This window comes from Saccharopolyspora sp. NPDC050389 (genome assembly GCF_040655595.1).
Classification (GTDB): domain Bacteria; phylum Actinomycetota; class Actinomycetes; order Mycobacteriales; family Pseudonocardiaceae; genus Saccharopolyspora.
On sequence record NZ_JBFAKG010000066.1, the window covers coordinates 1 to 22010 of the forward strand.

Below are 22010 nucleotides of genomic sequence, written 5' to 3' on the forward strand. Positions count from 1 at the left end.
GGATTCGGGCTGCTCACCCGATCCGCACGCTGCGATCGTCATCGTGCAGGCGGCGGTGGCGAGGACCGCGATTCTGCGCAACGGCATGATGTTCCCTTCCGTTCGATTGCGTTGTCTTCCTGTACGTCCGCGGCCGCCGGCCGGTTCAACGGAAATCCGTTCGCGGGATCGCTGAACTTCGCCGGTGTTCGTGACGTACACCCGGGCACGGGAGAATGCGGCCGAGGCAGGATGGGGTGCGATGACGGCGGACGAGCGACTACTTCGTGCGATGTACGAGGAGTACGGAGGCATGCTGACCGCATTCGTCCTGCGGTACGTGGAAGACCGGCAGCGGGCCGAGGACGTCGTGCAGGAGACGCTGCTGCGGGCGTGGCGCAACCTCGATTCGATCGATCCCGGCCGCGGTGACCCCCGGTCGTACCTGTTCTCGATCGCGCGGAACATCCTGATCGATGACTGGCGCGCGTCCCAGCGCCGCCCGCGCCTGGTCCGCGACGACGGCGTCGTCGAATCGTTGCCGGTGGCCGACGACCTGGACCGGCTGCTGGACGGCTGGCTCGTCGGCGAGGCGCTCCAGCGGCTGTCGCCCGAGCACCGCGCGGTCGTCGTGGCGTTGTACTTCCAGGGGCGCAGCGTGGCCGAAACCGCGGAACAGCTTGGGATTCCGCAGGGCACGGTGAAGTCCCGCGCCTACTACGCGGTGCGAACGTTGCGAACGATCTTGGAGGAAATGGGGGTGGTCCGGTGAACGAGGAGCACGAGGCGGTTCGCGAGCTGCTGGGGGCATACGTGCTCGGCGGTCTGGACCCGGAAGAGCGTCGGCGCTTCGAGGAGCACCTCGGCCGCTGCGCCGACTGCAGGGAGGACCTGTCCGGCTACGCGGGACTGCCCGGATTGCTGCACCGCGCCGGTCCACCGCCGGAGCCGATCGAACCATCCGAGCCGGAGTGGGCGAAGCTGATCGAGAAAGCCCGCAGCGAACGAGTGGCGCCACCGCGGAAGCGGAGGTGGCTGCTGGCTGTCGCGGCTGTGGTGCTGCTCGGTGTGGGATCCCTCGGAGGTATGGCCGCGGTTTCGTGGGAACCGGAGGGTGCCGATCTGGTGGCTGCGGCGGGCGTGACGTCGCACGGGCACGGCAAGCTGGAAAGCCGTCCGTGGGGGACGGCGGTGTCGCTGCACGTGGAGAACCTGCCGCCGGACGATCACTTCGTGGCCTGGGTGGTGGCCCGCGACGGCCGCGTCGAGCAGGCCGCCACGTGGTCGCGGACCCTGACCGGTGAAGCACGGCTGTCCGGTGCGTCCGCGATTCCCCGGGACCAGGTGTCGCATCTCCTGGTCACCACGGGAAGCGGCCACCCCCTTCTGGAGATGCGCGTATGAACCCAATGGCCCCTTGCGGGCGTGCTCGCGAGATGGCGTTGCTGGCGGCGGACTTGTCGGCAGGAGACTCCCCCGCTGGGGCAGATCGTCGCGATCGTGCACCGGGTTGAGGACGCGGATGGCGGGAACGATTTTCGTCACCGGTAGAGATGGGCGGAACTACCGGAGGTTTCGCGGACGGTCAGCGCGACTACGGCCAAGCCCAGCGCGCCGGCCAGGATCAGGATGAACGCGGGAACGAACGTGTTTCCGCTGATCCCGATGAGCCAAGCGGCCAGGTATGGCGCACCGCCGCCGCCGAAGGCCGCGCCCAGGCTGTGACCGAACGCCACGCCGGTGTTGCGGACCTGGACCGGGAAGAACTCGGGAATGCTGGCGGAGGTGCCGGCCTGGCAGAGCGCGTACGGCACCATGACCAGCGCCAGCCCGGCCATCGCGAGTGCGACCGAACCCTGGTTCATCAGGAAGAACGAAGGAACGGTGAGCACGATGTAGGCGCAGTACGACCAGAGCAGCATTCGTTTGGCACCGGATCGGGCAGCGAGTTGCCCGGCGACCGGGATGAGCGCTCCGGCGAGCAGGACGGCGACCAGGACGATGGCCGACGCGGCGCCCTTGGAGAAACCGAGGATGTTGCTGAAGTAGACGGCGACGAAGACGGTGCCGATGTAGGTTCCGGTGTTCTGCACCAAGGCGATGGCGAACACCTTGGCCAGGGGCTTTCGGTGCTCGCTGAACAGCTCGCGGACCGGCTGGGCGGTGGTGCCTCGCCGTCTGCTGTTCTCGACGAATTCCGGGCTGTCTTCCACGCGCAGACGCAGGTAGAGGCAGAGCGCCCCCAGCGGCAAGGCGAGCAGGAACGGGATCCGCCATCCCCAGGATTCCATCGCGGGCGCGGGTAGCGCCGCGGCGACGATCGCGGCCATCCCGGCTGCCGCGCCCTTGCCGAGTTGGGCGGTCGCCGGGATCAACGAGAGGTAGACCGAACGCCGCCTGGGCTCGGCCCATTCCCGGATGTAGCTGGAGGCGCCTCCGACCTCGCCACCGGCCGAAAAACCCTGCAGCATGCGGAAAACTACGAGCAGAACGGGAGCCCAAGCACCGAGCTGGGCATAGCCGGGCAAGAGACCGGTCAGAGTGGCCGCCACTCCCATGACGGTGACGCTCGCGATGAGGCCGAACCGGCGGCCTTTCCGGTCACCGAGCCACCCGAAGAACAACGCGCCGAGCGGACGGACGAAGAAGGCCGAGCCGAAGACCAGCAGCGTGTTCAGCAACCCGGTGGTCGGGTCGTCACTCGGGAAGAACACCACCGACAGCGTCGCAGCCACGTACCCGTAGACGCTGAAGTCGTAGTACTCGATGAACGTGCCGAAAACGGCGACGCCTGTCGCCTTCTTCGCCTTCCGCCGGTGGGCGTGGGTGGAGGGCGCTCCTAAGCCGACCTCGGTTGGCATGACGACTCCTTTGCAGTCATCCAGTAACGGGCTGTTGTTGCCCGCGGTGCTGGCAGCCGATGTCGGCCAAGGTTTCGCCTGCGGTTGTCGGTCAGCGGATCTTCAGCACCAGCTTGCCGGTCGCGTGCCGGTCGTCGATCGCCTTGAGTGCGCTGATGACGTCGTCGAGCGGGTAGCTGCCGCCGATGGGTGCGGAGAGGGCGCCTGAGGCGATGTGGGGTTCGATCTGCGACCACTGCCAGTGGAGGTAGCCCGGGCGCGGGCGGGCGTAGGCGCCCCAGCCGACGCCGACGACGTCGATGTTGTTCAGTAGCAGGCGATTGACCTTGACTTCGGGGATCGAGCCTGCGGTGAAGCCGATCACCAGCAACCGGCCGTTGGTTGCGAGTGAGCGCAGCGAATCGGTGAAGCGGTCACCGCCGACCGGGTCGACGACGATGTCGACGCCGCGGCCCCCGGTGCGTTCTTTGACCGAGTCCTTGAATCCGTCCGCCAGCACGTACTCGTCGGCACCGGCATCGACTGCGACATGGCCCTTCTCGTCGGTCGAGGTCACCGCGATGACCCGGCCGGCTCCGAACGCCTTCGCCATCTGGATGGAGGCCGTTCCGACTCCGCCGGCAGCGCCGTGCACGAGCACGGATTCGCCCTCGGCCATCCGGCCGCGCGGCAGCAGGGCGAAGTGTGCGGTGAGGTAGTTGAACGGCACGGCCGCGGCCTGCTCGAAGGACATGCTGTCCGGGATCTTGAAGGTGGTCTCGGAATCCGCGACCGCGTATTCCGCGAATCCGGCTAGGAACGACAGCGCGGCCACCCGATCACCGGGTTCGAGGCCGGAGTTCGGCGGTGCCTGGACGACGACACCACCGACCTCGGCGCCGGGAATGAACGGAAGGTCCGGCTTCACCTGGTACCGGCCGCGTGTCTGCAGCACCTCGGGAAACGAGACACCGGCGGCATGCACCTCGATGAGTACCTGGTCGGCATTGGGTTCTGGCGCCTCGACGTCGACGATCTCAACTGCGTCGGGGCCATTGAGCTTGGAGATGTGCGCCGCCTTCATGGCGCCGACTGTATGGATGGTCGAGCCTCCGTGCTAGACACCGTTGGCTATCACCATTCCAGCTCGATGCGATACGGGTCGGTGTCGTGGCCGGGGGCTCGCGTCGGTGTCGCGCGCTCAACGATCCGCCGCGTGGTCGATCCCGGCTACTTCGAGAATTGCAGCGCCGCTCCCGGATCCGAGAGTTCGGATTGCACGTTTTTCTGCCCGGTGAACGGATCACGAGTCTTTTCGTGCACGATCTCCCGGATTTCACGCAGAATCAACTGGACGATCGGTCCGCGTAGTTCTCCGGATCGAACTGCGACTGAAAGTGTCGTCTTGGCCCACGGCTCGCGGATCGGGATCAGCGTGACACCGTTGCCGCTGACGGTCGAGGTTGCCAACGTGTTCGCGATCGAGATGCCAACGCCCGCGCGCACCATGCGCTGGACCGTTTCCGCGCCGTCCGTGAGGTAGACGAAGCGAGCATCGACGCCCTTGAGCATTCTGTCGAATGCCGCCCGGAGAATGCTGCCCTTCTTGTAGGTGATGAGGGGCTCGCCGCTGAGGTCATTGACGTCGAACGTCTCGGCGCTGGCCAGCGGGTGGGCGTCCGGAACGCAGAGGACGAGGCGACCTGAGACCAGATCGGTGTAGTGCAGCTGATCGTCCTCGTCGATTTCATCCGGCTCGTTGAGCCGAATCAGCAGGCCCATGTCGTATTGCCCGCTGGTGAGCCCTTCGCGGACGTCGTAGGTCCCGCCTTCGGTGACTTCGAAGCGAATGTTCGGGTATTCGGTGTGCATCCGCCGGACGACATCGGGAAGCACGAGCATGCTGCCGGTCGACACCGTTGCGAGCCGAACGGTGCCGGCTCGCAAACCGTCGATCACACTGGCTTCCTGGCGCAGCAGATCTTCGATCCGAATCGCCGCCATCGCGTGCGGCAGGATCCGCTCCGCCGCGTCCGTTGGGCGTACGCCTTGGGCTCCCCGGCGCACGAGAACGAGTCCGAGATCCTCTTCGAGACGCTGCACCTGGCTGGTGATCGTCGGCTGCGAGACACCGAGTTCTCTCGCTGCCTGCCGAAACGAACCCGTGCGCAGTGCCGCTTCCAGGTATCGAAGTTGCTCGAACCGCACCGATCACCCCGCTCGTCCGCGCGGCGTGGTCTGGACGCCGTCCGACAGCACTGTCGGACGGGGATGGTACCACGCATTCGAACGCGTGGTAGTAAAGTAATTAGGTTGGCATGAAAGCGGATTCGTCGCTGCCGGCGCCCGGCGAACGTCTTCCGGACGAAACCCGGCAGCGACCGCAGTCCGAAGTCACAGACCCATCGGGTCGGCAGCGCCGGTGCCGCCGTCGATCGCGATCGTGCTCCCGGTGATGTACCCGCCCGCCGGTGTCAACAGGAACGCCACGGTCGCAGCGACCTCGTACGGTTGCCCGAGACGGCCGAGCATCGTATTCGCTCCGTACTGCTTGGCCATGATCCCGTCGGTGTCCGCCGCCACGACTCTGGGAGACAAGAACAACCCAGGTGCGACTGCGTTCACCCGCACGCCGGCGGCACCGTGCTCTTCCGCGAGCTGCTTGACCCACAGCTCGAGAGCAGCCTTGGCCGGACCGTAGCCGGCAGCGTATTTTCCGGCACGAGAACCGCTGAGACTCGACACGAAGACGATCGAACCGCCACCGCCGTGCGCGACGAGCGGCGCCAGGTGCTGCCCCGAGAGGAAGGCATGGGTGAGGTTCACCCGGAAGTCCTTCTCCCAGTCTTCGAGCGTGAACTCGGGGAGCGGTTTGCGCGTCATCTGGCCGATGACATCGACGAAGCCGCTGAGCGTGGGGAATGCCGACCTGGCGTGGTCGGCGACCGCCCGAGCCCCCTCTTCGGTCGACACGTCCGCGACGATGCGCTCGGCCCCGAGCTCATCGGCGAGTCGGTTCACCAGGCCCTCGGCGATGTCGACGCACAGCAGCCGGGCGCCCCGGGAAGCCAGCGTGCGTGAGACGTGTTCGCCGATACCGGCGCCCGCGCCGAGAACGACGTACGCGTTTCCATCGAGCCGGAACAGCCGGTCGTGGTCGATCTCGGCTGCGCCCATCGGGGAGTGCGGGTCACTGAACATCGGTGCCGCCGATGAACTGCTCGATGACCTGCCAGGTCTGTTTCGGGTGGCTGATGTTCGGTGAATGCTTGGCAGGCAGCGTGGTGACCGTCGTGTGCGGGAGCACCTGGACGAAGTGCTTGGTCCATCCGGGCTCGAGCAGAGCGTCGTCGCTGCCTTCGATCAGTAGCAGCGGTGTGGTGATGCCGGCCAGGGTCTGCGGGTAGGGGTCGGCGGGCCGAGCGGCTCGCAGCGGTTCGGGCACCGGGGTGCGGGCCGAAGCGAGCGCCTGGAAGTGCCCGGGGACCGATGCCCAGCGCTGCCGCGTCTCGATGTACTCCTCGAAACCGGGGAACGTCCCGCAGCTGAGTTCCTCGATCCGGCGCATGCTTTGGAGCGTGCCGTCATACGTACCCAGCTCGGCGGTCAGCTCGGTACGCCAGGGGCCGCCCGTGCCGCTGATGACGCTCGCTGTCGCGATGCGCGCTCTCAACGCGGGATCGGTCAGAGCGCGCAGGATGACGGAGCCGCCGAAGCAGTGGCCCACCAGGTGCACCTGTCCATCGATTCCCAGGGAATCGAGCAGCGCGTAGATGTGCCGCAACCTGAACCCGAACGGTGGCTCGTCAAACCTGGTGATCTTCGCCGTCCCGCCGAATCCGAGCATATCCGGCGCGATCACGCGGTAACTCTCCGCGGCCAGGGGGAGCACCGACCCCCAGGACACGTCGGCACACCCCCCGAAGCCGCCTTCGTGGACGAACACGACAGTTGGCCGGCCGTCCGGTCCGCCATGCAGATAGCGCGTCGTCAGATCGTTGACGACTGCCGTCCGTTCCGTGATCAATGTCGATCTCCTTCTGCGAAGAGGGCTGCGGTGCTGCGGGGACGCCGTTCAACCTGCGAAGCCGGCCGGGTATGGCGCATCGGCGGATTGCCCGTCAGGTCAGCTCGTAGTGCTCGGGTTCGGCCGCTCGAGTTCCCTCGACGTACCGGTGGGCGGTCAGCGGCCACATGATCGTGGAACGGCCTTCGGCGTTCTGGTACCAGCTGTGGGTCTTCGACCATCCCCAGACACGCTTGCCGCTCTCCTCGGTGACTTCCTTCTGGTACTCCTCGAAGACGTCGTGGCGCAGCGACATCGCGTGGTGTCCGGTCTCCAGCAGCGTCTTGATCGCGCTGAGCAGGTACACGGTCTGGCACTCGAGGAAGAAGACGACGTTGCCGTGCAGCAGCAGGCCGGTGTTCGGGCCGTAGAGGCAGAACATGTTGGGAAAATCCGGAACCGAAATTCCGAAGTAGGCGCATGCGTCGATACCCCAGGTCTCGTGCAGGTCCTTTCCGCCCCTGCCGGTCACCTTCATCGGCATGAGGAAGTCGGACGCCTTGAAACCGGTGGCGAATACGATCACGTCGACCGGGATGTGCTCGCCGTCAGCGGTCCAGACCCCGGTTTCGTCCACCCGCTCGACGCCATCCGCGACGAGCTGGACGTTGTCGCGCTTGAGGGTCTCGATCCAGGTTCCGTCGTCGCGGATGATCCGCTTGGCGCCAGGCGGATAATCGGGGATGATCTTCTCCGCCAGATCCGGCCGGTCCTTCACCTGGTCGAGCAGGTAGTCGGTCAGCAGGACGCGCAACTGCTCGTTGACTGCCGATACGGCGCGCTCGGTCGGCGGGTAGTCCGGGTCGATCGTCGCGGCGGCAAGCCTGCCGATCGCTCGGGGCAGGAAGATGGAGAAGCGGTAGTACGACCGGTACAGCGGGATGTTGCGCAGAAGCCATCGTTCTTCTTCTGGAAGATCGCGGCGCAGCTCGGGAGTGGGCTGCAGGAATGGTGCGGTGCGCTGGAAGATGACCAGTTCGTCGGCTTGGCGCGCCAGAGCCGGGCCGACTTGCACTCCGCTGGCGCCGGTGCCGATGAGAGCGACCCGCTTTCCCGTGAAGTCGACGGAATGGTCCCATTGCGCGGTGTGGAAAGCCGGGCCGGCGAAGGTATCGAGACCTTCGATCGCCGGGATGAGCGGCCGGTTGAGCTGACCGACCGCTGATACGACGATGTCGTACTCATCGGCGCGTTCGTCGCCGTGATCGTCGATCGTCTCCACGGTCCAGGTCTGCGATTCGTCGTCCCAGTTCGCCGCCGTGACTTCGGTGTTGAGGACGATGTGGTCGACCAGACCGTGCTCCTCGGCGAACGACCGCAAGTAGTCGAAGATCACGTCCTGACGGCAGAAGTAGGACGGCCAGTCGTACGGATAGAACGAGTACGTGTAGATGTAGCTGTGGACGTCGATCCGGCAGTCCGGGTAAGTGTTCTCGTACCAGGTGCCGCCGAGGTCGTCGCCCTTCTCGATGATGGTGAAGTCGATGCCGGCCTGCTTCATGCGCAGACCGGCCATCAGGCCCGAAAGGCCGGCGCCGATGATCGCTACCCGCATCGACCGGCCGGCGGCGATGTCGTCCTTGGTCCACCGAGGGGCGCGCTCATCGACTCCGGGGGGCACGAATGCAGCGTGCAGCAGCGGCACGTTCTCTTCTCCGGTGCTGCCCAACGCCCAGTCGCTGATGGCCGTCAGCACGGCGGGACTGGGGCGCTGCGGCCAGGTGCCCATCGTCGGTAGCAGCGGCTCGAGCTTCTCGAGGCACAGAGCGCGAATCTGCGACTCGACGTCAGGGGTGAGGCCGCCCGCGGGCAGCAGCTCGGGTTTCGGACGCCAATCCGGCCGCAGGACCTCCGCGTCATCGGTGAGGTGCGCGACCAGCATCAGGAGGGCCGGCGTTTCGGCAGCATGAATGCATCGCCGGAGGTCATCGATAGTCGGTTCGCTGGAGGAGGACTGTTCCATGCCTGATCCTTCGGGTGCTGCGACGCGGGTCAATTCGCCACTTCTGGATCGCGTTGCGCCAAGAACTCGGTGAGCATGGCGGCGACCGGGGTTGGATGGGTGAATGCCGTGAGGTGTCCGCCGGGCACGAATGCAAGCCGCGCCTGCGGAATGTCGGCAGCGAGTTGCTCGACCACCGTTCGAGGCGTGCTCACGTCCTCCTGGCCGCCGATGACCAGCGTCGGCAGGTCAGGTGGAACCTGGAAGTCGCCGACGGCGGTCATCGAAAGCAGGGTCGCGGCGTGCACCTGGGGGTCGGAACCGAGGTACTGCTCGCGCGCCCGCGCCGCGAGCGCGGAGATCGATTCATCGTGCTGCGGCTGATCGCCGAACCAACGGCCGAGGGTCGCGTCCGCCATGGCGGCGATGCCGTTCGGTGACAGGGCGGCCTGTGCGCGCGCAGCGTTGCCTTCTCGCGCTGCGTCGTTGAACGAGCCCGCCGTGGCGATGAGGACGACCTTGTCCACGCGTTGCGGATGACGGGCGGCGAACGCTTGGGCGATCATCCCGCCCAGCGAGATTCCCAGGACGCTGGCCTTGGGCAGCTCCAGATGATCGAGGAGCTCCGCGATGTCATCGGCGAGCCGCCGCAGGCTGATCTGATCAGGCAGGCCTTCGCTGCCGCCGTGTCCGCGGGCATCGGGGATCACGCACCGGAACTCCGGGCCCATCTGTTCGGCCAAGGGCTCGAACCACGATCCGTCGAGCGCGAGCGAGTGCACGAGCACGATGTTCTCGGCACCGTCGCCGACGATGCGGTAGGCCAGCTGAGCGCCGTCGGCGACGGTGAAGTGCTCAGGCATCGTCGCTCCCGGGCGTGCGCTGTTGGTCGGCGCGCTGCACCTCTTCGCGGAGGCGCTCGGACAACGTCTCGAGGTGGTGCCGGAAGATCGGGGACGAAGTCCGCATCGCCTGGGTCCGCGGACGCTCGAGCTCGATCTTGATATCGGCGACGATGCGGCCGGGGCGGCTGGCCATCAGGACTACTCGGTCGCTGAGCAGGATCGCCTCTTCGAGGTCATGCGTCACGAAGATCACCGTCGGGCGTTCGGCTTCCCAGAGCCGGATGAACTCCTCCTGCTGCATCGCGCGTGTCTGCGCGTCGAGGGCGGCGAACGGCTCGTCCATCAGCACGACCCGGGGGCTCTGCACCAGTGTGCGTGCGATGGCCACGCGCTGACGCATTCCCTGCGACAGGTGGAGAACGTCCGAGTCGGCGAAGTCTTCGAGGCGAACCCGACGCAGCCATTCGTCCGTTCGTTCGCGGCGTTCCGCCTTGGGGACCCCGCGAACCTCGAGGCCGAGCTCGACGTTGCGGCGGACCCGACGCCACGGCAGGACGGCATCGCGGGCGAAGAGGAAGGCGATGTCGTCGGACGTTCCCGTGACTTGCTTGCCGCCAAGCCGAACCGAGCCCGAGCGGGGTCGGACGAGACCTCCGGTCATCGACAGCGCGGTCGTCTTGCCGCAGCCGGACGGTCCGACGATGCTCACGAATTCCGCCGGCTCGATGCGCAGGTTGAAGTCCTTCAGCACGAGCATGGCACGATTGCCGTGAATGAAGCTGTGGTTGACGTGTTCGAACTCGATTCCCAGATCCTGGGTGGACCGGTTTTCCTCAACTGCTGGCGTTCCCACCGGCAACCTCCTGAATTGGTGAATCCCATCAATCGACGGCGGAACTTCGCAACTGGCGCGAACCGCTCCATTGCGGCTCTCGGATTATTCGGTGCGAAGCCCCGTGGATCAGGCGGTCGACCGGACCTTTCAACATCCTTCTTCGCCGATTGAGCCAGAGCGAATCGCGATCGCATTCTCGACAGCAAGGTTCCGGAAGTCTGCTTGAGCCGCGATCGCGGTGTCAAGACGTCGTAGTCGCACATGCGGCTATCACCCTGACAGACAGCGGCCCATGGCCCTGGGCGGCTCACCCGGCGAGCCTGTACGCACCACGATTCGAGGGAGAAGTGATGCCACCAGTGTCGACGCAGGGCGTCCAACCAGGCTCGGTCACGTTCGATTTCGCCGGCCGAGTCGTCATCGTCACTGGCGCTTCGGGCGGAATCGGATCCGCCGTAGCCGAAATGTTCGCGGCAGCCGGCGCTGATCTCGTCCTGCACGGGAGGAAGGAGAATGTGCTCGCACAGCGGGTCACCCGCGTGCAGGAGCATGGGCGGTCGGCCATCGCGGTCACCGGCAACATCCGATCGCCGGAAACGGCCACCGCGATCGTCGATGCCGCACTCGAGCGGTTCGGTCGCATCGACGTCCTGATCAACAACGCCGGGGGCAACTTCGGCGCGAGGCTTGAAGATCTGTCGCCGAACGCGTGGAACGCCATGGTCGAGGCCAACCTCAGCGGCGCCTTTCATCTTGCCAAGGCCTGTCTGCCGACGTTCCGGGGCCAGGGCGGCGGCGTCATCGTGAACATCGGGTCGGCATCGGCGAGCCACGCACATCCGCTTCGAGGGGCTTACGCCGCCGCGAAAGCCGGTCTTGCGTCGTTGACCCGCACGATGGCGTGGGAGTGGGCCGACTCCGGGATCCGGGCGAACTGCCTGGAGCCCGGCGCGGTCGTGACCGAAGCATCCCGATTCGCCGCCGCCGAGGTCGAGGAGCGGGTCGCGCGCTTCGTCGCGCTCGGGCGTCTCGGGCGGCCGGCGGACATTGCGGGGGTGTGCCTGTTCCTGTGTTCGGAAGGTGCCTCGCACCTGACCGGCCAGACGATCGTGGTCAACGGTGGCCCGCACACCGCAACCCCGGCCGACATCGATCTGCTGCGCGCGTCGAACGCCGGCTGATCGAACCTCATTTCGTCGTTCCAGGACAACTGCCATCAGGAGTTCAAAGATGAGCGCGCCGACTGAGCAATCGGTCCCGTCGCCACCGGGATCAGCGACCGCTGAGAACAACGCGGCGGCGATCGCCGCGATGGAGAAGCAGATATTCGCCGAGCGACGCGCCGAGCGGCGCCGTACCTCGCTGCTGGTGTGGACGATCCGCATCGTTGGAGCAGCCATCATCATCGGCGCGTGGTACATCGCGTCGCACCACGGATTGATCAACCCCCTGTTCATCTCCTCGCCCGAACAGATCGCCGAGGGTTTCGTCGCGCAACTCGGCGAACCGAAGTTCTGGGTCGACGTCTCGGCGACCTTCGGTGGCGCGATGGCAGGTCTGGTGGCGGGCGGCGTCCTCGGCATCGTCACCGGAGTGGTGTTCTCGCGATCGAACGTCATCGAACGGGCCGCGACCCCGTTCCTGACGCTTGCCAACAGCCTCCCGCGCCCCGCGCTGGCACCGATCTTCATCCTGTGGTTCGGCCTGGGATTCATGCCGAAGGCATTGGTCGCGGCGAGCGTGGTCTACTTCCTCCTGCTCACCTCGACCCTTGGCGCGCTGCGCGGCATCGACCACGACATCATGCAGTTGACCGAGTCGCTGTCGATGTCACCGGTCCAGCGTTTCTTCAAGATCGAGATGCCATCGGCGCTGCCGAGCATCGTCGGCGCGTTGCGCCTCGGCGCGGTGTACTCCGTGCTCGGCGCGGTGCTGGCGGAGATGGTCGGCTCGTACTACGGCCTCGGTCAGCGGCTGGTCGTCCTCACGAGCAACTTCCAGGTCGCCGAATCGTTCGCGGTGCTGCTGTTCATGGGGATCCTGTCGATGGCGCTCGACTTCGCGATCTCGGGCATCGAGCACATCGTGAAGCGGAGGGCGAATTGACCTCGCGGACGCTCGTCCTGACCGGTGGGGCTTCCGGGATCGGAGCCAGGCTCGCGACCGTCCTGGCTACCGAGTGGCGGGTCGTGGTCATCGACCTCGACCAGCCCCCGGAGCCGGCACCGGGCGTCACGTACCTGACCGCAGATCTCGCCGATCCGGACGAGGTGGACTCGGTGGCGAGTGCGGTGTCTGCGCATGTCGGCGAACAGATCCACGCACTGGTGCACTGCGCCGGGATATCCCGCGTGGGCGGCTTCGTCGAGATGCCGCGCAGCGAGTGGACCCGCGTGCTCGAAGTCAACCTGCACAGCACACTGGCGACCGTCCAGGCGTTCGCGCCGATGGTCGTCGATTGTGGACGTATCGTGCTCTTCTCCTCCGGCACGATCTTCAAGGCGCCGGCCGGGGTCGCCGCGTACGCGGCATCCAAAGCCGGAGTGGTCGGGTTCATGCGGACGATGTCAGCGGAGCTGGGGGACCGGCAGATCACCGTGAACGCGGTCGCACCCGGTCTCGTCATGACACCGCTGTCGGCGGACATCGCCCACACCGAATCGGCCAACATCGCGACGAGGGCGATCAAGCGGCCGGCGACCGTGGACGACTTCGTGGAACCGGTGCGCTTCCTGTTGTCGCACGGAGCGTCATTCGTCACCGGCCAGACGATCGTCGTCGACGGCGGTTCGATCAAGCATTGATGAGCGCGGGCGGCACTTCGCGCTCGCCGCGCAGTTCAGGCGCAAGGTGGCCGTCCGATGGGAGAAGGGCCTCCGGCGAGGTGGATTTTGGGAGTGTCCACCCGGCCGGAGGCCCTTGCTCACTGGCCCAGCACGCGTTCCGCCGGGCCGCTAGAGCGTGACGAGAAGCTCTTTGAGACCGAAGAATGCGCGGTCCTCGCGGTAGGAGAGGTTCGCGAGAGCGGGGTCGACGAGTTTCATCTCGGGGTAGCGTTCGAAGATCTTCGGCACTGCGATGGCCAGTTCGAGGCGGGCGAGGCTCTGGCCGAGGCATTGGTGCGAGCCGAAGCTGAACGCCATGTGCTGGGGTTTGGTTTCCGGGATCGCGAAATCGTCCCAGCGCGTGCGTTCGTACTTGGACTCGTCGTGGTTGGCCGACCAGATCGAGGCGATGACGCCTTCGCCCGCGCGGACGGCGTGGCCGTTGACGTCGACGTCTTCCAGCGCGGCGCGACGTGGGCCCATGCGGGCGACGGACAGCACGCGCAGGAGTTCCTCGACGGCGACGTCCCAGTCCCGTTCGCCGTTTCGCAGCAGCGCGAGCTGGTCGGGTCGCTTGAGCAGGGTCAGCACCGATAGCCCGATCATGTTGGCGGTCGTGTCGTGCCCGCCGACGATCAGACTCGTCACGAGCGAGGCGAGCTGGATGCGGGTCAGTCCGCCGACCGCTTCCTGCTCGTCGAGGATCTTGGTCAACATGTCGTCGCCGGGGTTCTTCGCCTTCTGGTCGGCGATTTGGAGGCTCAGCTCGGCGAACTCCTCGACAACCTTGTGCATCTCGTCGAGGGGAAGCACCAGGTTCGTCATGAGATCGGTCAGTTCGTGGAACCGCGGCGCGGTCTCGATCGGGATGCCGAGCAGATCGGTGATGACGGTCGTTGGGATGGACAGCGCGAATTCGGAGACCAGGTCGAGCGGCTGCGGCAGGTCGGGGAGACGTTCGAGGTGTTCGTCGATGATCTCGGTGACCCGCCGGCGGTATCCTTCGACGGCCTTCGGCGTGAAGTACCTGGTGACGACCCGCCGCAACTTCGTGTGCAACGGGGCATCCACGCGCAGCATGCCGTTCACCGAGATCGGATGACCCCCTCCGGGCAGGCCGCGGACGGGGAAACCCGGGGTTGTCGGGTTCGCGCTGAACCGGGTGTCACCCAGGACGGCCTTCACATCGTCGAGCTTCGTGAACATCCAGGCCTTCATGTCGGGCCCGAGACCGATCTCACCGACCGGGCACCGGCGCAGCTCGCCGAAGTACTCCGGATCATCCAGCGGTCGATCAGCCGGCGGCGTGAAGCTCAGTTGGCGAAGGTGCGGACAGGCCTCAGCGGCATCCGCCTCAGCTGAATTGTCGTCGTGCATCTGGCTTTCCATCGTCTCTCCTAGTCGAAATGGACGCCATGCGGCCGTCAGTTCCCGTGCGGGACCGGCGAGAGCTCCTGGCGCCCGTTGCCTACTCGGTCCGACTCCTGCCTTGTGACCTGGGACGACGAGTTGCGACGATTCTCCGCACCCAGCGGGATGTCTGGTAGGTCACGATGCCTACAGCGGTGATTCTGCCCACCTATCACGAAGGAAGGCTGAAGCGGGCCTGGGTTGGCAGCGCGTTCGCCGGTGGCTGCCCGGCAGTCATCCGGCATCACAGGTGCAGGGTTTTCCTTCTACCCGCGTGGCGCGTCGTTGTGCAGACTCCTCGCCAGGACCCCGTCAATCGTCGCCAGGACCCCGTCGATCGCTGTCGCGTGGGCGGGCATCGGTGCGTGGGAAGAAACGGAGACCAACCGCGTGGATCATCAATCGCCGAGTTCGTGGCGCTCGATCATCGGGCAGAGCGTGGCGGCCGGACATCGAGTTCTACCTGAGCCCGAGGGCAAGCAGGTGCTCCAGCACTTCGGAATCCCGGTCCCGGCGGGAACGGCGGATCGCGACGTGGTCAAGGCGGCCTCGGACATCAGCGGCCCTCTGGTGCTGAAGGCCGTGTCGCCGACTCTGGTGCACAAGTCGGACGCGGGCGGCGTGCGTGTCGGTCTGAGTGCTGCCGAATTGGCCGAAGCCGCTCAGCTGATGTCGGCGGCTCTCGCCGAGCAGGGGCACCAGGTCGACCGCTTCCTGGTCGAGGAGAAGGCCGATCCTGGTCACGAAGTCGTCGTAGGCGCGGTGCGAACGCCTGGTGTCGGCTGGGTGGTCATGCTCGGTTTGGGCGGCGTCTTCGTCGAAGTCCTGGCCGATGTGGCGTTCGGGATGGCACCGCTTCGGACCGATCAGATCACGGCGATGCTCGATGAACTGCGGGGCCTGCCGATCCTGCAGGGTGCGCGCGGCGCCGGGCCTGCCGATCTCGATGCACTGGTGACGGTCGTGGAAAGGCTCGCAGGGCCAGACGGGCTGCTGGCCGCTCTGCCGCCAGAAGTGGTCGAGCTCGACCTGAATCCCGTCATCGTCAATCCCGCCGGCGCTGTCGCAGTCGATGCGCGGTTCGTCCTCGGCTCGCCGAGTGCCGAGCACCGGTCCGCCGTCGCGCTGAACGATGATCTCTCTGCCCTGTACCAACCGCAGACGATCGCCGTCCTCGGCGCGAGCGCCAAGGGCACGAACGGTGCGAATCGGTACATCCGGGGGCTTCGCGCAGGCGGCTACACCGGGCGGATCGTGCCGATCCACCCGACGGCGGAGGCGATCGAGGGCATTCCGGCGGCCCGCACCATGGCCGATGTCCGGGACGTGGTCGACTACGCCTTCGTTGCGCTACCTTCTGGTGCGGTTGCTGAAGCCCTCCAGGCGCCGGCGGGACAGTTGCGCTTTGCGCAGGTGATCAGCAGCGGGTTCGGTGAGGTCTCCGATGGCACCGAAATGGAACGACAGCTCGTCGAGGCGATGCGGGCGCAGAAGACGCGGCTCATCGGACCGAACTGCCTCGGCACGCATAGTTCCAGAGGGCGGTTCAGCTTCGTGCCGGAAGCGCCGCTTGAGCCCGGTGGCGTCGCAGTGGTATCGCAAAGCGGTGGCCTGAGCGTCGACATCCTGCGCCTTGGCGCCGCGCGAGGGCTCGCCTTCCACAGCCTGACCAGCATCGGCAACGCCGCCGACCTGGGACCTGCGGAGATCGTCGACTTCCTGCTGGGAGCGCAGGAAGTGAGTGTGATCGGACTCTACCTGGAGTCGCTCGGGCACGCCCGCAGCGTGCTCGACCGGCTGGCCGAACACAGCTGCGTCAAGCCGATCGTGTTGCTCGCCGGAGGCCGGACATCCGAGGGCTCTCGGGCTGCGTCCAGTCACACCGGCGCGTTGGCCGGGAATCACCGGCTCTGGCCTGCCTTCGCTCGGCAGGCCGGTATGGTCCTGACCGATTCGCTCGATGAGTTCGTCAACGTCCTGCTCGCCTTCGACACAGCCGACCTGACGCAGCCGTACACCAACAGTGACGGAGTGCTGTTCGGCAACGGTGGGGGAGCCAGTGTCCTGGCCGCGGATTCCCTTGCCCACCACGGACTTCGAGTACCGGTGCTTTCACCGGATACGGTCGCGCAGATCGAGGATCTGGGCCTACCGCCCGGAAATGGACTGTTCAACCCGATCGACACCCCGGCACCTACTCTTGGTGTGAACGGTGGCGCCGTCGCCGGTGACATTCTTTCGATCGTCCTCGACGCGATGACGCCGGCGGTGGTGATCACCCATCTGAATGTCGGGATCATCCATCGCAACCTCAGCCAGACGCACGGCGATGTGACCGGAGCGATCATCGGCAGCATCGGACGAGTGCGCGCTGAGACGGGCCCGGCGTCACTGCACTACCTGGTGCTCAAGGGCGATGGCAAGTCGGACGTCGATGAGCTCATTCGCAGCTACGTCCAGCTGGCCAGGAGTGCCGGTCTGCCCGTGTACGGCTCGGTCGAGGACGCGGCGCGCGCCGCCCAGGTCGTCCTCGAGTTCCGCAAACGGGCATCTCACGCCGCTCGACCGAACCCGGGACAGCTGGCTGAACTCGGCCGCTGAAGCGACCGATACGAAAGGATCCGATCCAGATGACACGCGATCATCGCGAAGAGCACCTCGCCCGCAGCGCGCAGGCACTCGCCATGGGTGGGGAGCGCAAGCTCGCCGCGCGCGCCGAAAAGGGCGAGCTGAACGCGCGCCAGCGGGTTGCTCGCCTCTTCGATGAGGGGAGCTTCCGCGAGACCGGTCTGTTCGCGGCGTCTCCGGTCGAGGCCGATCGCCATGCCACACCGGCAGACGGAAAGGTGACCGGTACCGGTGACGTCGAGGGCCGGCGTGCCGCCGTCATCGCGTACGACTTCACGGTCAAGGGTGCGTCGTCGGGTGCCACGAGCAACAAGAAGATGAGCCACATGAAGGATCTGGCGGCCCGCAGCGGCATGCCGTTGGTGTACCTCGCGGAATCGACCGGTGTGCGGATGCCCGATGCGATGGGTGGTACCGGCCTCGGGCAGGCCAACGACCGTACGCGATTCCTGCGTCGCCGCACGAACCCTTGGGTCTCGGCCTGCTTCGGGTATTCGTTCGGGTCGGCCGCTTGGCACACCGTCAGCTCGGATTTCGCGGTCATGCGCAAGGGCGCGGTCATGGCCGTGTCGAGTCCGGGCCTGGTGAGTCGCGCGACGGGGCAGCAGGTCGACGGCCAGGACCTCGGTGGCTGGCGGGTTCACTCCGAGGTGACCGGCTTCGCCGATGCGGTGGCCGACACCGACGAGCAGGCGATCGACCTCGTGCGGCGGTTCCTCGGCTACCTTCCGCGGCACAACGGCGAAGCGCCGCCTGTCGCGCCGGTTCCTGCTGGGTCGGACGGTCGCGGTCATGAGATCCACTCGATCGTGCCGCCGGAACGCACGAAGGTCTACGACGTCCGCAAGGTCATCGACGTCATCGCCGACATCGGGTCGGTCTTCCCGATCAAAGAGCGGTTCGGCAAATCGCTTGCGACCTGCTTGGCGCGCATCGGTGGGCGATCGGTCGGCATCATCGCGAACAACCCGATGTTCAAAGCCGGTGCGATGGATGCGGACACGTGTACGAAGGCGACGAGTTTCATCGTCCTGTGCGACTCCTACAACATCCCGATCATCTTCCTGGTCGACCAACCGGGCTTCTTGATCGGGATCAACGGCGAGCGCGACGGAATCGTCGGCAAGGTCATCAACTGGATGAATGCGCTCTCGCTCGCGACGGTACCGAAGATCACCGTCATGATGCGCAAGAACTACGGCCAGGGTTACGTCAACATGGGCGGGGCGTGGACCGCGGACAGCACCGTCGCCTGGTGGACGGCCGAGGTCAGCTTCATGGATCCGCGGTCTGCCGTCAGCGTGGTCCACGGGATCAACCCGGAGGACGATCCGGAGCTCTACGAGCGGCGACTTTCCGAAATGGCCAAGGAATCCACCGGGTACGACGTCGCACGGGTCTACGGAGTGGAAGACGTGATCGACCCGGCGGATACGAGGGAGTTCCTCATCAACGCGCTGCGCGACAACCACCTCTCGCGGACCGGCGGGGTAGGCGAGCACCAGCTGAGCAACTGGCCGACGAGCTACTAGGCGGACAGTGATGAACCAGTTCCCCAAGCGACTGCTCGTCGCCAATCGCGGTGAGATCGCACGCCGGATCCTCTTGACCGCGCGCAAAGCCGGCATCGAGACGGTGGCGGTGCATCACCCCGTCGATCAAGACCTTCCGTTCGTGTCCGAGGCCGACGTAGCGGTCGCCTTGGAAGCAGAGACGCCAGTGAAGGCATACCTGGACCAGAACCAGATAGTCCAGATCGGACAGTGGACCGGCGCTGAGGCAGTTCATCCGGGATACGGATTCCTCTCGGAGAATCCTGATTTCGCGCGAGCGGTGAGAGCCGCCGGAATGTGCTGGGTCGGCCCTCCGCCAGAGGCCATCGCTGCGATGGGAGACAAGGTGGAGGCGCGAAACACGGTCGCAGCGGCGGGAGTACCCGTGAGTGGCGGCGTCGGCGACGTCCTGCGAAACGCTGAGGACGCCGTCGCCGAAGCGAACCGCATCGGCTATCCGGTCATGGTGAAGGCGTCGGGAGGCGGCGGCGGGATCGGAATGACGGTCGCGCGGGACGACGACCAGCTGAGGAAGGCGTTCGCGAGCACCCGGTCCATGTCCGAGCGCAGCTTCGGGTCAGACCGGATCTTCGTCGAGCGATTCATCGAAGCGGCCCGGCACATCGAGGTACAGGTATTCGGACTGGACGATGGGTCGATCTTGACGCTCGGCGAGCGCGACTGCTCGACCCAGCGCCGCCATCAGAAGCTGGTCGAGGAAACCCCCGCCCCCGGGTTGAATCCGGAGGTCCGGGCTCGGCTTCTCGACGCGGCGGTGGTCGCCGCACGCTCGGTGGACTACCGGAACGCCGGCACCGTGGAGTTCCTGCTCGACACCGCTACCGATGAGTTCGTATTCCTCGAGATGAACACCCGGATTCAGGTCGAGCATCCGGTCACCGAGTTGACCCACGGCGTCGACATCGTGGAACAGCAACTCAGCATCGCGTGGACCGGCACGACAACGCCGGACTTCGCCCCCGAACCCGAAGGCCACGCGATCGAGTTCCGCCTCTGCGCCGAAGATCCGGTTCGGTTCTTCCCGAGCCCGGGCCCGATCGACGAGTGGGTGGAGCCGAGCGGGCCGGGAATCCGGGTCGACTCGGGCTATCGAGCGGGTCTGAGCGTCACACCGCACTTCGATCCGATGCTCGCGAAGGTCTGCGTGTCCGGGCGTGATCGCAACGATGCCCTGGAGCGGGCGAGAGGCGCACTCGACAGCTTCCTGGTCGGGCCGATCCGCACCAATCTGCCGTTCCTGCGCCGGTTGCTGAATTCGCCGGAGTTCATCCGGGGCAGTTATGACACGAGCATCGTGGCGACGGTCACGAGCCGATGACTTGAACATTCTGATTGGGAGCGATCACGTGGAAACGGTCAAGGCAGATCTGGGTGCGAACGTCTGGAAGGTCCTCGTCGCACCGGGGGACACCGTCGAGGAGGACAGCACGCTGATGATCCTCGAATCGATGAAGATGGAGATCCCGGTGCTCGCGGAGTGTTCCGGTCAGATCGAAAGCGTTCACGTCACCGAGGGGGGAACCGTCGAGGCCGGCGACCCGCTGGTGGCCATTAGCCCCGACGGCAGCTGAGAACTCCGCCAGCTAAGAAGGACTTCCCGTGAGGAGCAAGGAATGAAGGTAGAGATCTACCCCGACAAGTGCTGTGGTTCGGGGCAGTGCGTCCTGGCGGCACCAACGGTATTCGATCAGGATGACGACGGAATCATCGTGCTGTTGCAGGAGAACCCGGCCGCGATGGCGAAACCGGAGATCGAGGAGGCGATCGCCGCTTGCCCGACAGCGGCGATCGAGCTCGCGGAGGACTGAGCTGCGATGTCGGGCGAGTCGGTTTCCCGGCCGGTCGGACGGCTGGTTGTGGTGGGTGCGGGACAAGCGGGCGTGCACGTGGTCAGTGCACTTCGCCGTTCTGGTCATGATGGCGACGTGACGCTGATCGGCGGCGAGGATCATCTGCCCTATCAACGTCCGCCGCTGTCGAAGGCCTTCCTCAAGGATCCTCATCCCGCACACATCGTGTTTCACCAAGCCGAGCACTACGACAGCATCGGCGTGCGGTTGCTGTGCGGAGCCCCGGCGCGAGGAATCGATCGCGACCACGGGCTCGTCGTTCTCGAGTCCGGTGTGGAGGTTCCCTACGACCATCTGGTGCTCGCAACCGGTTCGCGTCCCAGAATGCTCGATGAGTTGTCGTCGGCGGGGAACGTGTTCACCGTCCACGGCTGGAATGACTCCTGCCGGTTGCATGAACGGCTCGGCGGTGCGCGGTCGATGCTCCTGATCGGCGGCGGATTCATCGGGCTGGAGGTCGCCACCGTCGCGAGTGAACTCGGTTGCGAGGTGACCGTGGTCGAGCAGGCGAGTCGCGTGCTCGGTCACATGCTTCCTCCGCTCGTCTCCAACTTCCTCGCCGGTCGGCACGCCGAGTCGGGGGTCGAGTTCCGGTTCGAGGAGGCGATCAAGGCGTTCGAGTTCGGCGCGAACGGTGACGTGCGGTCGGCCACGACCAGCTCCGGTGCCCGCGTCGACGCGGACGTCGTGGTCGTCGGCATCGGGTCGCAGCCGCAAGTGGACCTCGCCGAGCGCGCGGGCCTCGACACAGCGGACGGGATCATCGTCGACAAGCACCTGACCACATCGGACCCGCGGATCAGTGCGGTCGGCGATTGCATCAGATTCCCGGTCGGTTCGCGCTCGTGCCGCCTCACCAGCGTGCAACATGCCACGGATTCCGCGCAGTACCTGGCAAAAGCCCTTCTCGGCACTCGCCCCGGGTACGACCCGGTGCCGTGGTTCTGGACAGATCAAGCCGGTGTCAAGGTGCAGATCACCGGCATGCCTGGACGGCCCGAAGACCGCTCAGAGCTCATTGGCGACGTGAACACCGGTCGATTCGCGGTGTGGCGGTACGACGGCGACGAGTTCATCGGCGGAGAGGCCGTTGGCATGCCGCGTGAGCACCTCAAGATGCGCCGCGAACTCGCTGAGACGAGACGACCCAGCCGGGCAGCCGGGTGAGGTGGTCCACCGCCCCGGAGTGGCAACAACCGAAAGTTCCCTGGGCCCA

General features: G+C 66.1%; 20 protein-coding genes. 11 read left to right on the top strand and 9 right to left on the bottom strand.

Going from position 1 to position 22010, the window contains the following annotated elements; all coding sequences use genetic code 11:
- The first annotated feature begins 241 nt into the window (after positions 1-241).
- Both AB0I53_RS33600 and AB0I53_RS33605 read left to right on the top strand, forming a co-directional pair.
- Positions 242-751 carry a sigma-70 family RNA polymerase sigma factor gene (locus AB0I53_RS33600; protein WP_358612183.1) on the top strand — a complete coding sequence of 170 codons (510 nt, stop codon included), beginning with the start codon at positions 242-244 and terminating at the stop codon, positions 749-751.
- On the top strand, positions 748-1383 hold the full coding sequence (locus AB0I53_RS33605) for a zf-HC2 domain-containing protein (protein ID WP_358612186.1): 636 nt from the start codon (positions 748-750) through the stop codon (positions 1381-1383). The genes AB0I53_RS33600 and AB0I53_RS33605 overlap by 4 nt, the downstream gene beginning before the upstream one ends.
- 137 nt (positions 1384-1520) lie before the next feature.
- Here the strand turns inward: AB0I53_RS33605 and AB0I53_RS33610 are convergent, their stop codons facing one another.
- From AB0I53_RS33610 to AB0I53_RS33645, 8 genes are all read right to left on the bottom strand, one after another.
- Positions 1521-2840: an MFS transporter gene (locus AB0I53_RS33610; RefSeq protein WP_358612189.1), complete on the bottom strand. Its 1320-nt coding sequence runs from the start codon at positions 2838-2840 to the stop codon at positions 1521-1523.
- A 91-nt stretch (positions 2841-2931) separates the two neighbouring features.
- Entirely contained in the window at positions 2932-3903 is a 972-nt protein-coding gene (locus AB0I53_RS33615; RefSeq protein WP_358612192.1) for an NADPH:quinone oxidoreductase family protein, read from the bottom strand.
- A 146-nt stretch (positions 3904-4049) separates the two neighbouring features.
- On the bottom strand, positions 4050-5027 hold the full coding sequence (locus tag AB0I53_RS33620; RefSeq protein ID WP_358612195.1) for a LysR family transcriptional regulator: 978 nt from the start codon (positions 5025-5027) through the stop codon (positions 4050-4052).
- Positions 5028-5213: 186 nt separating this feature from the next.
- Positions 5214-6020, bottom strand: a complete 807-nt coding sequence (locus AB0I53_RS33625) for an SDR family oxidoreductase (protein ID WP_358612198.1) — start codon at positions 6018-6020, stop codon at positions 5214-5216.
- Positions 6010-6846: an alpha/beta hydrolase gene (locus AB0I53_RS33630; protein WP_358612201.1), complete on the bottom strand. Its 837-nt coding sequence runs from the start codon at positions 6844-6846 to the stop codon at positions 6010-6012. The genes AB0I53_RS33625 and AB0I53_RS33630 overlap by 11 nt, the downstream gene beginning before the upstream one ends.
- A gap of 94 nt (positions 6847-6940) precedes the next feature.
- Positions 6941-8848 carry an NAD(P)/FAD-dependent oxidoreductase gene (locus AB0I53_RS33635; RefSeq protein ID WP_358612204.1) on the bottom strand — a complete coding sequence of 636 codons (1908 nt, stop codon included), beginning with the start codon at positions 8846-8848 and terminating at the stop codon, positions 6941-6943.
- A gap of 29 nt (positions 8849-8877) precedes the next feature.
- Complete coding sequence (locus AB0I53_RS33640) at positions 8878-9690, bottom strand: alpha/beta fold hydrolase (protein ID WP_358612207.1); 813 nt, start codon at positions 9688-9690, stop codon at positions 8878-8880.
- Entirely contained in the window at positions 9683-10525 is an 843-nt protein-coding gene (locus AB0I53_RS33645; protein ID WP_358612210.1) for an ABC transporter ATP-binding protein, read from the bottom strand. Before AB0I53_RS33645 ends, AB0I53_RS33640 begins: the two co-directional genes overlap by 8 nt.
- Before the next feature lie 149 nt (positions 10526-10674).
- Here AB0I53_RS33645 and AB0I53_RS33650 point away from each other — a divergent pair, with 149 nt between their 5' ends.
- Genes AB0I53_RS33650 through AB0I53_RS33660 form a run of 3 tightly spaced genes read left to right on the top strand, consistent with a single transcriptional unit; the run spans position 10675 to position 13311 of the window.
- Positions 10675-11688, top strand: a complete 1014-nt coding sequence (locus AB0I53_RS33650; RefSeq protein WP_358612213.1) for a glucose 1-dehydrogenase — start codon at positions 10675-10677, stop codon at positions 11686-11688.
- A gap of 49 nt (positions 11689-11737) precedes the next feature.
- On the top strand, positions 11738-12613 hold the full coding sequence (locus AB0I53_RS33655; protein WP_358612216.1) for an ABC transporter permease: 876 nt from the start codon (positions 11738-11740) through the stop codon (positions 12611-12613).
- Positions 12610-13311, top strand: coding sequence for an SDR family oxidoreductase (locus AB0I53_RS33660; RefSeq protein WP_358612219.1), 702 nt, complete (start codon positions 12610-12612; stop codon positions 13309-13311). Before AB0I53_RS33655 ends, AB0I53_RS33660 begins: the two co-directional genes overlap by 4 nt.
- Positions 13312-13461: 150 nt before the next feature.
- On the opposite strand, the gene AB0I53_RS33665 is transcribed toward AB0I53_RS33660, so the two are convergent.
- Positions 13462-14721, bottom strand: coding sequence for a cytochrome P450 (locus tag AB0I53_RS33665; RefSeq protein ID WP_358612222.1), 1260 nt, complete (start codon positions 14719-14721; stop codon positions 13462-13464).
- Between the two features lie 240 nt (positions 14722-14961).
- Here AB0I53_RS33665 and AB0I53_RS33670 point away from each other — a divergent pair, with 240 nt between their 5' ends.
- From AB0I53_RS33670 to AB0I53_RS33695, 6 genes are read left to right on the top strand one after another with little or no spacing between them, the layout of a single operon-like run.
- A complete protein-coding gene (locus AB0I53_RS33670) occupies positions 14962-17343 on the top strand; it encodes an acetate--CoA ligase family protein (RefSeq protein ID WP_358612225.1) in 2382 nt (793 codons plus the stop codon).
- Positions 17344-17372: 29 nt separating this feature from the next.
- Positions 17373-18902 carry a carboxyl transferase domain-containing protein gene (locus tag AB0I53_RS33675; protein WP_358612227.1) on the top strand — a complete coding sequence of 510 codons (1530 nt, stop codon included), beginning with the start codon at positions 17373-17375 and terminating at the stop codon, positions 18900-18902.
- Between the two features lie 10 nt (positions 18903-18912).
- A complete protein-coding gene (locus AB0I53_RS33680; protein WP_358612230.1) occupies positions 18913-20262 on the top strand; it encodes a biotin carboxylase N-terminal domain-containing protein in 1350 nt (449 codons plus the stop codon).
- A 28-nt stretch (positions 20263-20290) separates the two neighbouring features.
- Positions 20291-20515 (top strand): biotin/lipoyl-binding carrier protein, encoded by a 225-nt coding sequence (locus AB0I53_RS33685; protein ID WP_358612233.1) that lies wholly within the window; start codon positions 20291-20293, stop codon positions 20513-20515.
- Between the two features lie 42 nt (positions 20516-20557).
- Positions 20558-20752 (top strand): ferredoxin, encoded by a 195-nt coding sequence (locus tag AB0I53_RS33690; protein ID WP_358612236.1) that lies wholly within the window; start codon positions 20558-20560, stop codon positions 20750-20752.
- 6 nt (positions 20753-20758) lie between these two features.
- A complete protein-coding gene (locus tag AB0I53_RS33695; protein ID WP_358612239.1) occupies positions 20759-21961 on the top strand; it encodes an FAD-dependent oxidoreductase in 1203 nt (400 codons plus the stop codon).
- Positions 21962-22010: the final 49 nt, after the last annotated feature.